This is a genomic window from Amycolatopsis sp. YIM 10 (assembly GCF_009429145.1).
GTDB lineage: Bacteria > Actinomycetota > Actinomycetes > Mycobacteriales > Pseudonocardiaceae > Amycolatopsis.
Window position 1 is genome coordinate 3,104,765 of the sequence record NZ_CP045480.1, and the last position, 17,366, is coordinate 3,122,130.

Annotated in this window: 21 protein-coding genes; 8 read left to right on the forward strand and 13 right to left on the reverse strand. The window is 71.2% G+C overall.

The window, feature by feature from the left end; translation table 11 throughout:
- Positions 1-52: 52 nt before the first annotated feature.
- On the forward strand, positions 53-589 hold the full coding sequence (locus tag YIM_RS15195; protein WP_153030982.1) for a hypothetical protein: 537 nt from the start codon (positions 53-55) through the stop codon (positions 587-589).
- Here YIM_RS15195 and YIM_RS15200 read toward each other — a convergent pair.
- The 5 genes from YIM_RS15200 to YIM_RS15215 are packed head-to-tail and all read right to left on the reverse strand — an operon-like array spanning position 540 to position 2,548.
- Positions 540-1,112: an alkaline shock response membrane anchor protein AmaP gene (locus tag YIM_RS15200; protein ID WP_153030983.1), complete on the reverse strand. Its 573-nt coding sequence runs from the start codon at positions 1,110-1,112 to the stop codon at positions 540-542. The two genes, YIM_RS15195 and YIM_RS15200, sit on opposite strands and share 50 nt — an antisense overlap.
- Positions 1,109-1,612 carry a DUF6286 domain-containing protein gene (locus YIM_RS15205; protein ID WP_153030984.1) on the reverse strand — a complete coding sequence of 168 codons (504 nt, stop codon included), beginning with the start codon at positions 1,610-1,612 and terminating at the stop codon, positions 1,109-1,111. Before YIM_RS15205 ends, YIM_RS15200 begins: the two co-directional genes overlap by 4 nt.
- Entirely contained in the window at positions 1,609-1,926 is a 318-nt protein-coding gene (locus tag YIM_RS15210) for an Asp23/Gls24 family envelope stress response protein (RefSeq protein WP_153030985.1), read from the reverse strand. The genes YIM_RS15205 and YIM_RS15210 overlap by 4 nt, the downstream gene beginning before the upstream one ends.
- A gap of 5 nt (positions 1,927-1,931) precedes the next feature.
- Positions 1,932-2,108, reverse strand: coding sequence for a hypothetical protein (locus YIM_RS48585; protein ID WP_194240160.1), 177 nt, complete (start codon positions 2,106-2,108; stop codon positions 1,932-1,934).
- Positions 2,109-2,122: 14 nt separating this feature from the next.
- The gene (locus tag YIM_RS15215; protein ID WP_153030986.1) at positions 2,123-2,548 is read right to left on the reverse strand and encodes an Asp23/Gls24 family envelope stress response protein; all 426 of its coding nucleotides are present in this window, start codon (positions 2,546-2,548) and stop codon (positions 2,123-2,125) included.
- Positions 2,549-2,692: 144 nt separating this feature from the next.
- On the opposite strand from YIM_RS15215, the gene YIM_RS15220 reads away from it, so the two are divergent.
- Both YIM_RS15220 and YIM_RS15225 read left to right on the forward strand, forming a co-directional pair.
- Positions 2,693-4,258 carry a molybdopterin-dependent oxidoreductase gene (locus YIM_RS15220; protein WP_194240161.1) on the forward strand — a complete coding sequence of 522 codons (1,566 nt, stop codon included), beginning with the start codon at positions 2,693-2,695 and terminating at the stop codon, positions 4,256-4,258.
- 71 nt (positions 4,259-4,329) lie between these two features.
- The gene (locus YIM_RS15225; protein WP_153030987.1) at positions 4,330-5,004 is read left to right on the forward strand and encodes a fasciclin domain-containing protein; all 675 of its coding nucleotides are present in this window, start codon (positions 4,330-4,332) and stop codon (positions 5,002-5,004) included.
- A 92-nt stretch (positions 5,005-5,096) separates the two neighbouring features.
- Here the strand turns inward: YIM_RS15225 and YIM_RS15230 are convergent, their stop codons facing one another.
- Positions 5,097-5,459 carry an ATP-binding protein gene (locus YIM_RS15230; RefSeq protein ID WP_228004737.1) on the reverse strand — a complete coding sequence of 121 codons (363 nt, stop codon included), beginning with the start codon at positions 5,457-5,459 and terminating at the stop codon, positions 5,097-5,099.
- A 244-nt stretch (positions 5,460-5,703) separates the two neighbouring features.
- Here YIM_RS15230 and YIM_RS15235 point away from each other — a divergent pair, with 244 nt between their 5' ends.
- The 3 genes from YIM_RS15235 to YIM_RS15245 are packed head-to-tail and all read left to right on the forward strand — an operon-like array spanning position 5,704 to position 8,914.
- A complete protein-coding gene (locus YIM_RS15235; RefSeq protein WP_153030989.1) occupies positions 5,704-6,921 on the forward strand; it encodes a PP2C family protein-serine/threonine phosphatase in 1,218 nt (405 codons plus the stop codon).
- On the forward strand, positions 6,918-8,480 hold the full coding sequence (locus YIM_RS15240) for an ATP-binding protein (RefSeq protein WP_228004739.1): 1,563 nt from the start codon (positions 6,918-6,920) through the stop codon (positions 8,478-8,480). The genes YIM_RS15235 and YIM_RS15240 overlap by 4 nt, the downstream gene beginning before the upstream one ends.
- The gene (locus tag YIM_RS15245) at positions 8,477-8,914 is read left to right on the forward strand and encodes a response regulator (RefSeq protein WP_153030990.1); all 438 of its coding nucleotides are present in this window, start codon (positions 8,477-8,479) and stop codon (positions 8,912-8,914) included. Before YIM_RS15240 ends, YIM_RS15245 begins: the two co-directional genes overlap by 4 nt.
- On the opposite strand, the gene YIM_RS15250 is transcribed toward YIM_RS15245, so the two are convergent.
- Positions 8,898-9,635, reverse strand: coding sequence for an SDR family oxidoreductase (locus YIM_RS15250; RefSeq protein ID WP_153030991.1), 738 nt, complete (start codon positions 9,633-9,635; stop codon positions 8,898-8,900). The two genes, YIM_RS15245 and YIM_RS15250, sit on opposite strands and share 17 nt — an antisense overlap.
- A gap of 92 nt (positions 9,636-9,727) precedes the next feature.
- On the opposite strand from YIM_RS15250, the gene YIM_RS15255 reads away from it, so the two are divergent.
- Positions 9,728-10,330, forward strand: coding sequence for a TetR/AcrR family transcriptional regulator (locus YIM_RS15255; protein ID WP_153030992.1), 603 nt, complete (start codon positions 9,728-9,730; stop codon positions 10,328-10,330).
- On the opposite strand, the gene YIM_RS15260 is transcribed toward YIM_RS15255, so the two are convergent.
- A complete protein-coding gene (locus tag YIM_RS15260; RefSeq protein ID WP_228004740.1) occupies positions 10,311-11,186 on the reverse strand; it encodes a LysR family transcriptional regulator in 876 nt (291 codons plus the stop codon). The two genes, YIM_RS15255 and YIM_RS15260, sit on opposite strands and share 20 nt — an antisense overlap.
- Before the next feature lie 87 nt (positions 11,187-11,273).
- Between YIM_RS15260 and YIM_RS15265 the strand changes: the two genes are divergently transcribed.
- Positions 11,274-12,230: an EamA family transporter gene (locus YIM_RS15265; RefSeq protein ID WP_228004993.1), complete on the forward strand. Its 957-nt coding sequence runs from the start codon at positions 11,274-11,276 to the stop codon at positions 12,228-12,230.
- Here YIM_RS15265 and YIM_RS15270 read toward each other — a convergent pair.
- The 5 genes from YIM_RS15270 to YIM_RS15290 all read right to left on the reverse strand — a co-directional run bounded on the left by YIM_RS15270 (position 12,183) and on the right by YIM_RS15290 (position 17,355).
- Complete coding sequence (locus YIM_RS15270; protein ID WP_153030995.1) at positions 12,183-13,685, reverse strand: FAD-dependent oxidoreductase; 1,503 nt, start codon at positions 13,683-13,685, stop codon at positions 12,183-12,185. The genes YIM_RS15265 and YIM_RS15270 overlap by 48 nt on opposite strands.
- A 112-nt stretch (positions 13,686-13,797) precedes the next feature.
- Complete coding sequence (locus YIM_RS15275; RefSeq protein WP_153030996.1) at positions 13,798-15,102, reverse strand: DJ-1/PfpI family protein; 1,305 nt, start codon at positions 15,100-15,102, stop codon at positions 13,798-13,800.
- Positions 15,103-15,106: 4 nt separating this feature from the next.
- Positions 15,107-15,496, reverse strand: coding sequence for a hypothetical protein (locus YIM_RS15280; protein WP_153030997.1), 390 nt, complete (start codon positions 15,494-15,496; stop codon positions 15,107-15,109).
- 114 nt (positions 15,497-15,610) lie between these two features.
- Complete coding sequence (locus YIM_RS15285) at positions 15,611-16,267, reverse strand: response regulator transcription factor (protein ID WP_153030998.1); 657 nt, start codon at positions 16,265-16,267, stop codon at positions 15,611-15,613.
- Positions 16,264-17,355 carry a sensor histidine kinase gene (locus tag YIM_RS15290; protein WP_153030999.1) on the reverse strand — a complete coding sequence of 364 codons (1,092 nt, stop codon included), beginning with the start codon at positions 17,353-17,355 and terminating at the stop codon, positions 16,264-16,266. The genes YIM_RS15285 and YIM_RS15290 overlap by 4 nt, the downstream gene beginning before the upstream one ends.
- Positions 17,356-17,366 lie beyond the last annotated feature (11 nt).

The window sequence follows — 17,366 nt, forward strand, 5'->3', positions numbered from 1 at the left end:
CGAGTGTTGCTGGATGGTGGGGTGCACGCCAAGGCGCCCGAGTGACATCGGCGTGGAGGGACGTCGGTGTCGGAAGGGTGGTGAACCTGGCGAAGACCCGCTGATCGCCCTGCCGTGCGGGCTGCTGTACGGGTTGTTCGTGCTCCGCAAGAGCGGGTTCGTCGCGCCGGCGCGGGTCCGCGTGCGACTGTCCGACCGGTCGGCGAGACAACCGGGGATCCGGCGGAAGGTCGTCGTCAGGTTCCTGGCCGGTACCGCCGGCGGCATGCTCGCCGGTGTCACCTACGCGCTCACGGCCCAGCTCGTGAGCGCGATTTCGCCCGACATGTCCGTCGAGGACGACCAGGGCCTGCTCATCCAGGAGACGGTGTTCAGCGCCGCCGTCTACGGACTGGCCTTCGGCCCGGCCTGCGGGCTGCTGCTGGCGCTCGTGGTCGTGCTGGAAACACCGGCGAACCTGACCACGGCCACCAGCCCCGCCGATCTGCTCACCGTCAACCGGTCGACCGCGCTGCGCCTCGCCGTGCTGTCGGGCGGGGTTAGTGCACGCGGTCGCCGGTGGTGGGGGTGGGTCGGTATTCGACGGTGAGCGGGAGGGTGTCCAGGTCCAATGCCGTTCGTAGGCGTGGGAGGGCTGCGGTGTCCAGGTGCTCCCGGATGGCTTGGAGATCGCTGGATTGGTGGGTCCGCATGATCAGGGCGAGCACCGGTGAATGAGGCGAGCCTGCCAGGGTGGCGCGTGCGGAGTGCACGCCTGGCAGGGTGCTGACCTCCTCTGCGAAAGGGGCGACCGCGGTGGAGGCGGCGATTTCGGTGCGTCCCTGCGACGGATCGGTTTCGAAGTGCCAGGTGTGCGTTTTCGGCTTGCGCGCCAACTGGGCCACCAGCCAGCGCAAAGCGAGCAAACCGGCCACGATGGCGCCCGCGGCGGTGGCGTAGAGCGACCAGGCGGGCGGAGACGCGATGCCCGGTAGCAGTAATCCGGAGTGGTCGACCCAGGTGAGCCTGCCCGAGTGGGTGCCGAGCGCGAACCCACCAGCCGCCAGCAGTAGCAGGCCGAAAAAGCCGAGCAGTCCGCGGTTGAGCCGCGCCGGGCGGTTGAGACTGGTCATTTCGCCCTCCTGACAACCTTGACCGAGATCCGCGGGCCGATCGACGGATCGAGTTGGCCGAGCCGGTGCTCCAAGGCCGAGCGAACCGCGTCGGCCAGGCCGGTGGTGTTTGTCCGTTCGGTGCGCACCTTGGCCGAGACCCTGCGCCGGCGCAGGGTGAGCTTCGCCCGCGACACCCCGTCCACGTCTGCCGCCGCCCGGCGCAGGGTGGAGCGATAGCTGTGCCGCGTGATGCCGGAATCCGCGCGAATCGGCAGGACCACCAACCTGCCGGGCAGGACCGCCGCGAGCGCCAGTACGAGTCCTAAAAGGACAAACGCGCCACCGGCGACGGCGACCGGCAGATCGCTCCACCGGAGGCCCGCCACCGAGGTGTGGTCGATCCACGGCCGTTCCCCGAGGATCAGCTGGATGGCGACCACGGCGACCACCGCGCTGACAGCGGCCACCACCAGTGCGGTCAGCGCGGCCGCCACCGCACGGCGAGGACGGCGTTTCATTCGACCCTCCCCGTTCCGGCGGCGCGTGACCGCAGCGCGGTGACCGTGATGTCCACCCGCGAAACCGTCACCCCGGCCAGTTCGCCGACGCGCCGCCTCAGGTGCTGTCGTGCGCTTTCGGTGGTACTGGCCACCGAGAGCGGATAACTGATCGAAAGCCGGACGTCCAGCGTCGCCGACTCGCCGGTCACCCGGGCGCGTACTTTCGCCGGCCGGTCCTCGCCCGCGCCGTCGACCTCGGTCACCGCCTGCGCGGCGATGCGCTCGACGACGCGGTCCTCGATGGTGAGGGTGCCGCGTTCCCCGGTGCTCATCGCGGTCACCCCCGATCGCGGCCGGTCAGCTGGGACAGATCGAGCCTGCCGTCCAGGAACCGCCCGGTGAGCAGGCCGAGCCCACCGAGCACCAGCACGATCAGGAAGGCGTGGAAACCGCCGAACGCGGCCGCGAGGCCGAGCGCCAGGCCGGTGAGCAAGCCGATTCGGGTGGCGTTCATGGTGTTCTCCCCGTTCAGTGCACGCGGTCGGTTTCAGTGGAGCCGGAATCCTCGTCGGGCAGGTGCACGTCGGCGACGGTGATGTTCACCTCGACGACCTGCAACCCGGTCATCCGCTCCACGGCGGTGATCACGTTGCGGCGCACCGCGCGGCTCAACTCGGCGATGGCCACCCCGTACTCCACTTCGAGCTGGAGATCCACCGCGGCCTGACGCTCGCCGACCTCGACCGAAACACCCTGCCCCGCGCTCGCGGTGGCGCCAGGGATGCGCTCGCGCAACGCGTTGAACGCCCGCGAAGCACCGCCGCCGAGCGCGTGCACCCCGGAGATCTCACTCGCGGCAAGCCCGGCGACCTTCCGCACCACGGTGTCGGCGATGGTGGTGATGCCCTCGGTGGTGACCAGGTCGCTGCTCGGCTGCTGCTTGTCGTTCGCCATCTTGTCCTCCTCGTCGGATGTGGCGGGTGTGTCAGTGGAAGGACACGGTGGTGGCGGAAACGTCACGGGGGAATTTCGTGGTGCCGCTCACGGAAATTTCGCGCGCCGACCAATCTGCCCCCGCACCGGTGCCGAATCACCGGCATGACCAGCGACGAGGAACCATCCACATCGGACACCGCGAAGGTGCCGGTGCTCGTCGCGGCGCTGCTGGGCGTGCTCGCGCTGCTCGCCGCGCTGGCGGCCGGGCACCTGGTCGCCGGGTTCGTCGGCGGCAACGCCTCGCCGTACCTGGCCGTGGGCAACGGCGCCATCGACCTGACCCCGGTGGAGCTGAAGGACTACGCGGTCCGCACCTTCGGCACCTACGACAAACTGGTGCTGCTGCTGGGCATGGCGGTGGTGATGGTGCTCGTTTCGGCCGCCGCCGGGGTGGCGTCACGGCGATCGGTGGTGCCCGGCGCGGTGGTGATCGCGGTCTTCGGTGTGGTCGGCATCGTCGCGGTGGCCGCGCGGCCGGACCTGACCGCCGTCGCCGTGCTCGCGCCGATCGCCAGTCTGCTCGCCGGGGTGGGGGTTTTCGCCTGGCTGCGCCGCCTTTTCCACACGAAGGCGAAAGCGAAAGCCGAGCAAGAGGAAGGCCCTTCGCGACGTTCGGTGCTGCTCGCCGGAGCGGGTGTCGTGGTGGGCGCGGGAGCGGCCGGTGCGGCCGGTCAAGTGCTCGCCGGAGCGCGTGACGCGGCGTCCTCACGGGCGAACGTCGGCGCACTGGTACCCGCGCGGACCGCGCCCGCGATCCCGGCCGACGCCGACTTCGCGAAGCTCGGAACTCCGCCGTTCCTCACGCCCAACAAGGATTTCTACCGGGTGGACACCGCGTTGTCGGTGCCGCAGGTGCGCACCGAGGACTGGCGCCTGCGCATCCACGGCATGGTGGACCGCGAACTCACCTGCGACTACGCCGACATCCGCGACCGGCCGCTGGTGGAACGCACCATCACCATGACCTGCGTGTCCAACGAGGTCGGCGGCCCGTACGTGTCCACGGCCAACTTCGTCGGCGTGGACCTGGCGGACCTGCTGACCGAGGCCGGGGTGCGGCCGGGTGCCGAGCAGCTGTTCTCGACCAGCGTGGACGGCTGGACCGCGGGTACGCCGGTGGCCGCCGCGCTGGACCGCGGGCGCGGCGCGATGCTGGCGATCGGGATGAACGGTGAACCGCTGCCGGTCGAGCACGGTTTTCCGGCCCGGTTGGTGGTGCCCGGTCTCTACGGTTATGTTTCGGCCACCAAATGGGTGGTCGAACTGGAGATCACCACCTGGGCGGCCCGTCGCGCGTATTGGCTCGACCGCGGCTGGGCCGAGCGGGCACCGATCAAAACGCAGTCCAGGATCGATTTCCCGAAGGGTTTCGAAACGCTGCCCGCCGGAAAGGTGCGGCTCGGCGGAGTCGCCTGGGCGCAGCACACCGGCGTGGCCGCGGTCGAGGTCCGGCTGAACCGCGGACCGTGGCAGGAAGCCATGCTGTCCAAGGAAGTCAACGCCGACACCTGGCGGATGTGGTGGCACGAGTTCGACGTGCCCGCCGGTAGCCACCAGATCTCCTGCCGCGCCACCGACAAATCCGGTCAGGTGCAGACCGGGGAACGCCGCGGCACCGTGCCCGACGGCGCGACCGGACTGCACACCATTTCCTTCACCACGCGGTAATCACCCGAACGGGTGCCAATCCGCTTCGCCAGTAGTTCCGAACACCCGATGTGAAAAATGGAGTGATTTCCGTGAAGAACCTTCGTGTCGCCGGAATCGGTTTCGCCGCGGTGGCCGCGCTGACGCTGACCGCCTGCGGGAGTGACGACACCGCCTCGCCGGGCAACACCCCGGCTCCCGCCCCGTCGAGCGAGATGGCGCCGCCGATGTCCAGCCCGGCCGCCGGCGCGGGTGAAGGGGTGACCACCAACGCCGACGTGTTCGGCCCGGCGTGTTCGCAGCTGCCCCAGGGCAGTGAGCCGGGTTCGCTGGACTCGATGGGCCCGCAGCCGGTGGCCAGCGCCGCGTCGACCAATCCGCTGCTGACCAAGCTGGTGGCCGCGGTCAAGGCCACCAACCTGGTGGACACGCTGAACAGCCAGGAGGCGATCACCGTGTTCGCCCCGGCCGACCCGGCGTTCGCCGAGTTGGGCGACGCTAAGTTCAAGGAGCTGGCTGGCAAGCCGGACGAGCTGGCGCCGATCCTGCAGTACCACGTCGTGCCCAAGCGCTACGACGCCAAGGGCCTGGCGGCCGCGGGTGGTTCGCTGGAGAGCCTGAACACCGCCGGTGGCCCGCTGAAGATCGAGGGCAGCGGCGAGAACCTGACGGTGAACGGCGCGAAGGTGCTGTGCGGCAACATCCCCACCAAGAACGCGACCGTCTTCGTGATCGACAAGGTGATGACTCCGGGCACGAACAAGTAGTCCCGTCCGGCAGACCAGGCGCGGCGGTTCCGCTGGAGCGGGGCCGTCGCGTTCTGCTGTTCAGCCGGAGGCGACGGTCAGCTCGCGCCCGCTCACGTCGGTTTCGGGCCGAGCGCGATGTCCGCCCACACCGTTTTCCCGGCGTCGCCCATGGTCTGGCCCCAGGCGCTGACGTAGGCGTCGACCAGGCGCAGCCCGCGGCCGCCGTCGTTGTCCGGTGTCCGGTACTCGGCCGGTTCGGGCGAGCCGTCGCTGACCTCGATCCGCAGCAGTGAGGGCGCCCGGCGCAGGCGCACCCGGCGCGGCGGCGCGCCGTGGCGGATCGCGTTGGAGGTCAGCTCGTCCAGCGCGCCGACGGCGTCGGCCAGCAGCGCGGGGTCGAGCCCGGTGAGCCGGCTCCTGGCCCAGCGCCGGACCCGGCCCAGTTCGGCGGGATTGCCGGAGAGATCCAGCACAGGCTCCCGGTCCTCCACGGTCGCGGCCCTTTCCCCGATCGGCGACACTGATCGGTGAGTACCCCAGGATGAACCTCCCAAGCCGGACCGCGGACAAACGAGGACAAACGGGGGAAACACCGAGGCGCGCGAGGCGCCGCTTGCGCGGGCTGCGCGGGCGCGGTGTGTAGCCTTCCCGAGACGGCCGTCCGGGGACGCGCCGTAGGTGTGTGGCAAGGGTGGATTCGGCGGATTCGGAGGGTGGATGGGCTCGGCTCACTCGCCTGAAAAGGCAGGTCCACTCCCGCGGTTGTCGGTGGGGTACCGGTTGCACGTGCTGTTGGTCGAGGACGATGACGGTGACGCGCTCCTGGTCGAGGAGATGCTCGCCGACGCGCTCGAACCGACCACGCTGCGCCGCGTCGGCACGCTGGCCGAAGCGCTGTCCGCCCCGATCCGCGCCGACTGCGTGCTGCTCGACCTCGCGCTGCCCGACGCGATGGGCCTCGATTCGGTGGCCAGGCTGCGCCGGTTCGCGCCGGGTACCGCGGTGGTGGTGCTCACCGGCCGCGCCGACGAGCGCACCGGCCAGGCCGCGGTCGCCGCCGGTGCCCAGGACTACCTGGTCAAGAGCCAGGTCGACGGCCCGCTGCTGAGCAAGGCGCTGCGGTACGCCTGGGAGCGCAAGCGGGCCGAGCAGGTCGAGCAGTCGCTGCGCGAGCAGCAGCTGCGGGCAGGCGAGTACACACGACTGGAACGCGGCCTGCTGCCCACCCCGCTGCTGGCCTCGGCGGAGCTGTCGCTGGTCGCCCGCTACCGGCCGGGCCGTGACGGCGCGCTGCTCGGCGGGGACTTCTACGACGCGGTCGAGCTGGCCGACGGCACCCTGCACGTGATCATCGGCGACGTCTCCGGCCACGGGCCCGACGAGGCCGCGCTGGGCGTGGCACTGCGCATCGCCTGGCGGTCGCTGGTGCTCGCCGGACTGCCGCAGGACCAGGTGCTGGCCACCGTCCAGCAGGTGCTCACGCACGAACGGATCAACAACCAGTTCGCCACCGTGTGCGTGGTCTCGGTCGCGCCGGACAGGCGGTCGCTGAGCATGCGCCTGGCCGGGCACCCGCCGCCGTTCCTGCGCACCGGTTCGGGCGCGCACCTGCTGCCGGTCGACCGGCTCGGCGTCCCGCTGGGTGTGCTGCCGGACGCCCGCTGGGAGCCGATGGAGGTCGAACTCGAACCGGGCTGGGTGCTGCTGCTGTGCACCGACGGCATCTTCGAGGGCCGCAGCGGGCACGGGATCGAGCTGCTCGGCCAGGAGGAGATGACCGAGCTGTTCCTCGGCCTGCTGCGCGACCGGCCGGACTGGCGGGCCGCCCCGGCCGGCGTGCTCGACGAGCTGATCGCCGAGGCGGAGCGCCGCAACGGCGGACCGCTCGACGACGACGTCGCGGTTGTCCTGCTCGGCCACCAGGAGAAGGCATGACCGTCGAGACCCGGCTCCAGCAGCGGCGGCGCGCGGCCACCACCTGGCCGATCCGCCGCTGGATGACGCTGCTGGCCACGATCACCGCGGCGCTGCTGGCCGGGGTCATCGTGGCCGGGGTGGTGGCGCTGGAGAACCTCGAAACCGCCCGCGTCCGCCTGGTCGACGAGATCGATCCCGGGCTGATCGGCGCGCAGACGCTGACTTCGGCGCTGCTGAACCAGGAGACCGGTGTCCGTGGCTACCTGCTCACCGGCGACCGACGCTTCCTCGCGCCCTACCCGCAGGGCCTGGCCGAGCAGGCGCGCGCGGTGGCGCAGCTGCGTGACGCCGGTGCGCGGCCCGGCACGGTGCCCGGTGACGACCTCGACGCCGTGCTCGCGCGCGCGGGGGAGTGGCAGCGGGTGGCCGACACCTGGACCGCGCCCGGCGCGCCACCGGTCGGCGCGGCGCAGGTGGAGCAGAGCAAGGCCTACTTCGACGGCGTCCGCGAGGTGCTCGACATCCAGCGCGCGCACTACAACGACGCGCGGGTGGACGCCCGTGACGGGCTGGAGACCACATCGGGCTTCCTGCAGTCGATGCTCGCGGTGGTGGCGGGACTGCTGATCGTCCTGTTCGCCGCGCTCTACCTCGGTTTCCGCCGCGCCATCGCCCGCCCGGTGCAGAAGCTGGCCGCCGAGGTCAGGGCGGTCACCGAGGACGACCTGCACCGCGAAGTGCGCGCCGGCGGGCCGCGCGAGCTGGTCCAGCTGGGTGCCGACGTGGAGGACATGCGCCGCCGGATCGTCGCCGAGCTGGCCGAGCTGAAGCACGCGCGGGACGAACTGCGGCGGTCCAACTCCGACCTCGAGCAGTTCGCCTACGTCGCCTCGCACGACCTGCAGGAGCCGCTGCGCAAGGTGGCCAGCTTCTGCCAGCTGCTGCAGCGCCGCTACCAGGGCCAGCTCGACGAGCGCGGCGACCAGTACATCGAGTTCGCGGTGGACGGCGCCCGCCGGATGCAGGCGCTGATCAACGACCTGCTGGCGTTCTCCAGGGTGGGCCGAAAAACCGGTGAGACCGCCGAAGTCGACTCCGCGAAACTGGTCGGCCAGGCGATGCGGAACGTGGAGTCGGTCGCCGAGGAGGCGGGCGCCACCATCACCCACGGCGAGCTGCCGGTGGTGCACGGCGAAGCCACCCTGCTCACCGGCGTGTTCCAGAACCTGCTGAGCAACGCGCTGAAGTTTCGAGGGGAAGAGCCGCCGGAGATCCGGATCGAGGCGGAACGCGACGGGGACGACTGGGTCTTCTCGGTCACCGACAACGGCATCGGCATCGAAGCCGAGTACGCCGACCGCATCTTCGCCATCTTCCAGCGGCTGCACCCGAAGAGCGCCTATCCGGGCACCGGCATCGGCCTGGCGATGTGCCGCAAGATCGTGGAGTACCACGGTGGCCGCATCTGGCTGGACACCGAGGCACCGGCCGGGCGCACCCGGTTCCGCTTCACCCTGCCGGTCAACCCCCGGACCTCCGCCGAAAACACGGAAAACACAGAGAGCGAGCCATCGTGAGCGATTCACTGGCCCCGATCGACATCCTGCTGGTCGAGGACGACCCCGGCGACGTGCTGATGACCAAGGAAGCGTTCGAGCACCACAAGATCCGCAATTCGCTGCACGTGGTCAGCGACGGCGTGGAGGCGCTGGACTTCCTGCGGCGCGACGGCGAGTACGCCGACGCGCCGCGCCCCGGGCTGATCCTGCTCGACCTGAACCTGCCGAAGAAGGACGGCCGCCAGGTGCTCGCCGAGATCAAGGCCGAGCCGGAACTGCGCAGCATCCCGGTGGTGGTGCTGACCACCTCCGAGGCCGAGGAGGACATCCTGCGCAGCTACGACCTGCACGCCAACGCCTACGTCACCAAGCCGGTCGACTTCGAGCGCTTCGTCGAGGTGGTCCGCCAGATCGACGACTTCTTCGTCACCGTGGTCAAGCTGCCGAAGTAGCCGGCGCGCCGAAGTCGGCTTCGGTGCGGTCGCGGTCGACGTACATCGACCAGGCGGTGTCGGCGATGTCATCGGGGTCGAGGGTGCCGATGCCCTCCAGTGAAGCGTTCCGGTCCAGGAACGAGCGGTGGATGTCGCCGCGTTCGATCAGCCCGCCGATGGTGAGCGTGGCCGCGTGGACGCCGCTCTCCTTCAGCGCTTCGGCGAGGGTGAGCACGTACATGCGCAGCGCGGCCGCGGCCGGTGCCAGGTTGCCCAGCATCGGCATGGGGATCTTGCCGCTGAGCCCGCCGCCGAAGAACAACGCGCCGTCGCCGCGCGAAACCATGCCGGGCAGCACCTCGCCGACCAGGGTGGCCGCCGCGGTGAGCATGCCACCGACCGGGGTCAGCAGGTCGTCCGCACCGGCCTCGGTGAGCGGCACGACGTCCAGCGTGTCCGGGCTGACCGGTCCGAAGTAGACGGTGTCGTAGCCGCCCAGGTCGCCGGTGATCTCGCCGAGCACGCGCTTGAGGTCCGCCGCGTCGTTGACGTCGGCGGTGTACGTGCGCGCTTCGATCCCCGCCGCGGTGAGGCTCGCGCGGTAGCCCTCGTGCCTGCGGTCGGTGCGGGACACCAGCGCCACCCGGAAACCCTCCCGGCCGAACCGGTGCGCCATCGACATGCCGAGCCCCGGTCCCGCACCGAGCACCACGAGCACCTTGCCTGCCGAATCCGTCATCGCCACTCCTCAGGTTCATGTTGAGGACGTCCTCAACTTATTTCGACGCTAGCGCTAACTTGAGGGAGTCGTCAACTTGCTAGGGTGAGCCCATGCGCCGCGACGCCCAGCTCAACCGCGAGAAGCTCATCGATTCGGCTCGCGCGCTCTTCGCCGAGCGCGGGCTGAACGTGGCGCTGGAGGAGGTCGCGCGCCGGGCCGGGGTGAGCATCGGCACGCTGTACAACCGGTTCCCGACCAGGGAGGACCTGTGCGCCGCGGTGTTCGCCGATCGGGTGGACACGGTGGTGCGCTCCGCCGAGAACGCGTTGGCCATGCCCGACGCGTGGGCGGGGTTCACCCTGTTCCTGGAGCAGATGTGCCTGCTGCAGGCGGCCGATCGCGGGTTCAACGACCTGGCCGCGCGCTGGCTGCCCCAGGCGGATCCGCGGCGCGGCTACGAGCTGATGTCGGAACTGGTCGCCCGCGCGCGGCGGGAGGGCGCGCTGCGCGAGGACTTCACCACCGAGGACCTGGCCTTCGTCACCTGGTCGATCACCAGGACCATCGAGGCCACCGCGGCGGTCAACCCGGAACTGTGGCGGCGGCACCTGGCGATGATCTGTGACGGCCTGCGTGCCGAGGCCGCGCATCCGCTGCCCGAGCCGCCCCTGCGACCGGAGCAGCTCGCCGGGATCATGCGCGGGGAGTGCTGAGCGCGTCCAGGAAGGCGGTCGCGGCCGGGCTCAACCCGGCCCGGCTCCAAACCAGGTATTCGACGCGGCCGGGCGCGCCGAGCACCGGAACGGTCGCGACCCCGGTCAGCTGCGGCGCGTAGGCCGACGGGAGCATGGCCACGCCGAGGCCCTGCCGGATGAGCTTGGCCATGAAATCCGCCGCGGTCACCTCGAAGGCCACCTCGCGGACCAGCCCGGCCGCGGCGAAGGCCTCGTCGGACTGCGCCCGTCCCGCCGTCCCGGCCGGGAAGTCCACAAAGGTCTCTTCGGTCAGCCGTCGAAGGTCCACTTCGGACGCTTCGGCCAGTGGGTGTTCTGGTGCGGTCACGGCGACGAGGTGGTCGCGGGCCAGCTCGCGCGAGTTCACCCCCTGCGGCCGCGCAGTGGTTGGCAGGCCGAGGAAAGCGACTTCGAGGCTGCCCTCCTTCACCGCTTCGACGAGTTCCTCGCTCGCGCCGGACCGCAGGCCGACGCGCACCTGGGGATAGCGCCGGTGGAATTCGCGCAGTGCCACCGGAATGTCCACCGCCGCCACGGTCGGGATCGCGCCGACGGTGAGCCTGCCCCGCACTTCGCCGATCGCCGCCGCGACCTCGGCGACGGCCCGGTCGGCGGCGTCGAGGCACTGCCGTGCCGCGGGCAGGAACGCCGCACCGGCGGCGGTCAGCCGGACCCGGCGGCTCGTGCGGTCGAACAGCTTCGCGCCCAGTTCGCGTTCCAGCCGGGCGATCTGGTGACTGAGCGCGGACTGGGCGACGAAGCAGCGCTCGGCGCCGCGGGTGAAGCTGTTCGTTTCGGCGACGGCGAGCACGTAGCGCAGGTGCTGGAGTTCCACGGATCTATCTTGAACCACGATCAATCCGGTGACAAACATGTATTGGACTCATGGACGCAGGTCAGCCACCTTGAAGAGGTGAACACGCTGACTGCTTCCGGGACCCTGCCCCGCATCGCGCTGACCGCCTTCGCGCCCGCCGTGTGGGGCACCACCTACGTCGTGACCACGGAACTCCTGCCGTCGGGCCACCCGTTGTTCGCGGGCCTGATGCGCGCGCTGCCCGCCGGGCTGATCGCGCTGGCGCTCACCCGGACGCTGCCGCGCGGTGCCTGGTGGTGGCGGGCGGCGGCGCTCGGCGTGCTGAACATCGGCCTGTTCTTCCCATTGCTGTTCACCGCCGCGGAACGGCTGCCCGGCGGGGTCGCGGCGACGCTGGGCGCCGGGCAGCCGCTCGTGGTCGCGCTGCTGGCGGTCGGCGTGCTGCACCAGCGGCCGTCGGCGGCCCGATTCGCCTGGGGGCTGGCCGGGGTGGCCGGGGTCGGGCTGGTGGTGCTCGGCCCGGCCGCCGGATTCGACGCCGTCGGCGTGCTCGCCGGGCTCGGCGGGGCGTTCGCGATGGCGCTGGGTGTCACGCTGACCAAGCGCTGGGGCCGCCCGGCCGGGGTCGGCCCCACCGCGTTCGCCGGCTGGCAGCTGACCGCGGGCGGGCTGTTCCTGGTGCCGGTCACCTTCGCCGTCGAAGGCGCGCCCCCGGCGATCGACCTGCCCGCCGCGGCCGGGTACCTCTGGCTCGGGCTGGTCGGCGGCCTGCTGGCCTACGTGCTGTGGTTCCGCGGCATCAGCCTCCTGCCGGTCACCTCGGTCGCCGTGCTGGGCCTGCTCTCCCCGATGGTCGCCGCGCTGCTCGGCGCACTGGTGCTCGGCCAGGAACTCGGCCCGGTGCAGCTGGCCGGCTTCGCGCTCGCGCTCACCGCGATGGTGGCCGGCCAGCTGCCCCACGAACGCGGGAACCAGCTGGGCGCGAAGCCCATCGACCAGCTCACCGGACAGTGCCTAGCCGCTGACCTCGCCGAACCAGGTGGTCAGCGCGTCCCGCAGTGACTCGGGTTCACCACCCACCCAGGCGAGGTGGCCGTCCGGGCGGATCAGCAGCGCGTCGGCCGGGCGGTCGTCGGCCTTCGCGGTGCGCACGTCCACGCGGTCGGCCCAGCCACCGGCGATCTCACGGAGGTCGTCACGACCGGCGAGATCGAGCAGGACCGGCCGGGCGGCGTGCAGGAGTTCCGCGACGCTGGTGGTGCCCTGATCGGTGTGCAGGACAAGGTCGGGCGCGAAGGTGCCGGTCAGCGGGTGCCCGTCACCCGTCGGGTAGCGAAGGTCCGCCCCGGCGACCAGCGCGCCGAGGCGGCGAGCGGGCTGCTCGTCGGCGAGCAGTTCCTGGAAGACCGCCCGCAGCGCCTCGCCCGCGGCGTCCTGACCGCGCCTCAGCGCCACCTGGGCCTGCGTCTGGAGCAGCGCGCGGGCACCGGCGTAGTGGCGCTCGGCGTGGTAGGTGTCCAGCAGACCGTCCGGTGCCCGGCCCTGGACTTCGGCGGCCAGCTTCCAGGCGAGGTTGACCGAATCCAGCATGCCCGCGTTGAGCGCCACCCCGGTGGCGGGCAGCAGGTGGGCCGCGTCGCCCGCGAGCAGCACGCGCCCATCGCGGTACCGCTCGGCCTGACGGGCCTGGAATTGGTAGCGCGACAACCGGGTCACTTCGCCCAGCGGCAGGTCCGCGCCCAGCACGCGCCGGATGCTCTCCCGCATTTCCTCCAGCGGCATCGGTTCGTCGTTGTCCACTTCGGACGGATCTTCTTCGGTCGTCTGCATCATCAGCACCCCCGGCGTGAGCGAGCCGACCGCGAACACCCCGCGATCCGTGCGCGTGTACCCCGCGCGGACGCGGAGTCCAGGAGCTTCGAGATCGCCGTTCTCCAGCACGGTCACCGACTCGTGCACGCGGACCTCCGCGATCCGGTTGACCTCCGGATAGGTGGTGCCGGGAAAGGGGATCCCGGCCATTTCGCGGATCCGGCTGCGCCCGCCGTCGCAGCCGACCAGGTAGCGCGCGGTCACCTCGTACGTGCCGTCCGGACCGCGCACCTCCGCGGTCACCACGTCTTCGTCCTGGCTCAACCTCACCACTTCGTGACCGCGGCGGATCTCGGCGCCGAGTTCGACGGCGCGTTCGGCGAGCAGTTGCTCCAGGCGGTGCTGCCGCAGCGGCAGCGCCCCCAGCGGCGGATCCACCAGGCGCGTCAGGTCCAGGTGCACCCCGCCGTACGGGAACCGGGGCGGCGGAACGGGGTCGGTGGTGGCCGCCTCGAACCGGTCCAGGATGCCGCGGTAACGCAGGAGGTGCAGGATCTGCCCGCTGAGGCCGTGGGCCTTCTGCGTGTGCCGCGGCGTCGGCTGCCGCTCCAGCACCAGCGGCCGCACCCCGGCCAGGCGCAGTTCCGCGGCCAGCATCAGCCCGGCCGGGCCGGCGCCCACGACGATCACGTCGGAGTTGTTCACTCAGTTTCTCCCGTTTTCCGCGGATTTTTCGCTTCGGCGGAGGATTCTGCGGCACGCCCTGGGTCTTGCCGCAAGCCCCGGGGTGCGCTATAAATTGGACACCGGAGAGAGATCAGCGTCTGTTTTGGACGAACCACTTCCGGATCCCCCACACCGCCGCCCCGCCCAGCGCGACGAGCAGCACGGGCACCAGGGTGAGCGTCCACGGCCACGCCGGTCCATCGAGGACCAGGTCGTCCGCGGGCAGTTCCAGCACCTTCGCCGTCCACCGGGCGGTCGCGACATCGGTGCTGCTCGCGAGGTCGCGCACGGTGGCCTCGTAGGCGAATCCGGGCCGGCGGTGCACGTATTCGGGTTCCGGACCGTTGGTGGTCACGTCCTGGGCGGCGGCACCGGGCACGAGCAAGCGGTCCAGCCGGGGCGCGGCATCGGCCAGGCCGGCCCGTGGCAGGAAGGTCAGCCCGTGCCGCGAGCGGATCGGGCCGCCGTCGCCGCTCAGCGCCAGTGTCCGGGCGGCGAGGGCCTGGCCGCCGTGCACGTCGAAGACCGAGGCCAGCTCGATCTCACCGGTGCCGTCGGTGAGCAGCACGCCGATCTCCGGCGGGTTCCAGGTGAACCCCGCGTTGACGATCGCGACCGGGTCCGGCATCCCGGCTTCGGGCGTCACCGTCGGATCGGCGTAGCCCCAGCCGACCGCCGTGGCCGCGGCCCTGGCCGCGTCGGGCCCGATCATCCGGCCGATCACGTGCAGCGTGCCGTCGACGCCGGACAGGATGCCCGCGGTGGAGACGATGTCACCGTCGTCGACAAAACGCTGTCCCCGCACCCACTTCACCCCGGGGTAGTCGCTTTCGAACTGACCGATCCGCAGCCAGTGCGAGGTGGCGGGCCGCCCGTCGAGCAGACCCGACGAGGCGAGCACGCCAGAACCGTTGCACACGCTCAGCAGTTGCGCGCCACCGGCGGCCTGCGCGCGCAACCAGTCCGTGACCGGAGCCGTGCTGGGCTCACCGACGTCGGGCAGCGCGGGCACCACCACCAGATCGGCCGCGGGCGTCCTGGCCGCGAGGTCGGCGAAGGTGAGGTCGGGCACCAGGTCGAGCCCGCCGGTCAACGGCACGGGACGGCGCTGCGAGGCCACCGTGTAGAGGTTGAACCGGCCGGTGGCGGCGAGAACTTCGTACGGCGCAAGGACATCCGAGACCACCGCGCCGTTGTCGCCGACGACGACCACGGCGGTGGGCTTGGCGGGATCGTGGGGGAGCGGTGCCGCCGCGGGGACGGCCCGCTCCGGACCCGGGGCGTAGAGCGCGTCGAACGCCGACAGGGCCGAAACGGTCGCCCCGGCGGCCGGGACCAGCAGTACGGCGACCACCACGGCGAGCACACCGAGGCCGCGCTTGAGAAAGGCGCGCACGGCTTCAGTGCCAGTACTCGGCGCGGCGCCACACCATGGCGGCCAGCATCAACGGGAACATGATGACGTGCCCGGCGACCATCACCGCCGAACCGGACAGCAGGCCGAACCAGTACGGCACCAGCAGCGCGGCGAACGGCAGGACCATCACCGCGGCCATCTCCCAGATCCGCGGCCAGGAATGCCGCCGGATGGCCATCCACAGCACCATCGCCACGGTCATGTCGAAAGCCATCACGAGCGCGGCCACGTCCGGTCTGACCACCCACGCCTCGGGCCACAACGGGGCCAGCGCGAACATGCCGACCAGCATGGCGACGACCATTTCCAGGTAGTGCCCGGTGAAGCGGGCCAGCTTGCGGGTGCGGCTGCGATCGTGCGCTGCGGTTGTCATGACGGGACCTCCCGATTCGCGGTGAAACTGTCGCGGTCGAGAATCGCCGTTCCGGGTCCCGTTGCCAGGTGCCGGAGGTCATGGATCAGGGTCATGCCGTGGCATGACCCCGGCTCAGAGCAGGCCCAGGGCGCGGGCGCGCAGGGCGGCCTGGGTGCGGTCGCGGGCGCCCAGCTTGGCCAGCACGTTGGTCACGTGGTTCTTCACCGTGCCCTCGGCGAGGAACAGCGAAGCGGCGATCTCCCGGTTGCTGTGACCGTCGGACAGCAGGCGCAGCACTTCCAGTTCGCGATCCGACAGTGGCACGACCAGCGGCTGCGGAGAGGGCTCGGGGGTCGCTTCGGGCAGCTGGGCGAACCGGGCCACCACCTTCGCCGCGACCGACGGCTGCAACACCGACTCACCGCGCGCGGCGGCCAGCACCGCCTCCACCAGCCGCGCCGAGGACACGTCCTTGAGCAGGTAACCGACCGCTCCGGCGCGCAACGCGGCGAACACGTCCTCGTCGTCGTCGAACGTGGTCAATGCGATGACCTGGACGCCCGGGTGCTCGACGCGCAACCGCCGCGTGGCCGCGACGCCGTCCAGCACGGGCATGCGCAGATCCATCAGCACGACGTCGGGGGAGAGTTCGGCGGCCCGCCGCAGCGCCTCCTCACCGTTGCCCGCCTCGCCGACCACCTCGACGTCGTCGCGAGTGGCCAGCAGGGTCGCCAGCGCCTCGCGGAAGAGCGCCTGATCGTCCACGAGCACCACGCGGACCACGCTCATTCCGGAACCTCCATGCTCAGTTCACTGCCTTTCCCGGAGCCGGGCTCGAAGGTCAGCCGCCCGCCGAGCCCCGCCGCCCGCTCGCGCAGTCCCAGCAGGCCGAAGCCCGGCGTCCGCCCGTCCACGACACCGGTCCCGTCGTCGTGGACGGACAGGCGGACCTTGCCGTCGGTGTAGTCCAGCGCGAGTTCGGCACGGGTGGCGGCGGCGTGCTTGCGGACGTTGGTCAGGCCCTCCTGGGCGGTCCGGTACAGCGCCTCGCGGGCTTCGTCGGACAACGGCCGTTCGGTGCCGGAAATCGTGACCCCGGTGGGCACTCCGGCCGCGGAGGTTTCGTCGGCCAGCGCGTTCAGCGCTTCGGCCAACGGCGGGATCGACCGCGGCTCGCGCAGGGAGCTGACCGACCGGCGGACGTCGGCCAGCGCGGCTTCGGCCTGCTGCTGTGCCTTCTCCAGCACGGCGTCGGCTTTGGCGGCGTCGGCGTGCAACACCGCCCTCGCGGCCTTCACCTGCATCTGCACCACGGTCAGCGAATGCCCGAGTCCGTCGTGGATGTCGCGGGCCACGCGGTTGCGTTCCTGTGCGGTGGCAAGGCGTTCCGCCTGCGCGGCGTAGTCGCGCAAGCGCTCGTGCGCCTCGCCGAGTTCACGCCGCGTCTTCTGTTCCCGTTGCAGCAGTTCCGTGACGACCGCGGCGAACAGCACCGAGGCGAACAGGCCAATCCCTTCGCGCAGCGCCTCGTGCCAGGCCATGCCGACGTGAGCCATCGGGACGAGCAGGATCACCAGCGCGGTACCTGCCCGGGGGAGCAGCAGCACGCACTGGCTCCCCAGCACCACGAAGAAGAGCGTGGCACCGACACCGGGATCGAAGATGAACACCGCGTAGGCGAGCGGAAGCTGGAGCACGACGTACGCGATCGACCAGCGGAGCTGCCCGCGCCGGTGCACCCAGAGGAAACCGGCGGTGCCGAGTGCGGTGAACACCGCGCCGAGCGGGATCGCCCACAGGGCCTCACGCGAAGCGAGCGCGCCGATCACCAGCGTGAGGAACGCACCGCCGGTGAGCACCGCGAGAGCCCGGTTCATGGGGCAACTCT

Coding starts and splice junctions, on each gene's coding strand:
- YIM_RS15200 (WP_153030983.1), bottom strand. CDS start 1,112: ATGACCAGTCTCAACCGCCCGGCGCGGCTCAACCGCGGACTGCTCGGC.
- YIM_RS15205 (WP_153030984.1), bottom strand. CDS start 1,612: ATGAAACGCCGTCCTCGCCGTGCGGTGGCGGCCGCGCTGACCGCACTG.
- YIM_RS15210 (WP_153030985.1), bottom strand. CDS start 1,926: ATGAGCACCGGGGAACGCGGCACCCTCACCATCGAGGACCGCGTCGTC.
- YIM_RS48585 (WP_194240160.1), bottom strand. CDS start 2,108: ATGAACGCCACCCGAATCGGCTTGCTCACCGGCCTGGCGCTCGGCCTC.
- YIM_RS15215 (WP_153030986.1), bottom strand. CDS start 2,548: ATGGCGAACGACAAGCAGCAGCCGAGCAGCGACCTGGTCACCACCGAG.
- YIM_RS15220 (WP_194240161.1), top strand. CDS start 2,693: ATGACCAGCGACGAGGAACCATCCACATCGGACACCGCGAAGGTGCCG.
- YIM_RS15235 (WP_153030989.1), top strand. CDS start 5,704: ATGGGCTCGGCTCACTCGCCTGAAAAGGCAGGTCCACTCCCGCGGTTG.
- YIM_RS15240 (WP_228004739.1), top strand. CDS start 6,918: ATGACCGTCGAGACCCGGCTCCAGCAGCGGCGGCGCGCGGCCACCACC.
- YIM_RS15250 (WP_153030991.1), bottom strand. CDS start 9,635: ATGACGGATTCGGCAGGCAAGGTGCTCGTGGTGCTCGGTGCGGGACCG.
- YIM_RS15255 (WP_153030992.1), top strand. CDS start 9,728: ATGCGCCGCGACGCCCAGCTCAACCGCGAGAAGCTCATCGATTCGGCT.
- YIM_RS15280 (WP_153030997.1), bottom strand. CDS start 15,496: ATGACAACCGCAGCGCACGATCGCAGCCGCACCCGCAAGCTGGCCCGC.
- YIM_RS15285 (WP_153030998.1), bottom strand. CDS start 16,267: ATGAGCGTGGTCCGCGTGGTGCTCGTGGACGATCAGGCGCTCTTCCGC.
- YIM_RS15290 (WP_153030999.1), bottom strand. CDS start 17,355: ATGAACCGGGCTCTCGCGGTGCTCACCGGCGGTGCGTTCCTCACGCTG.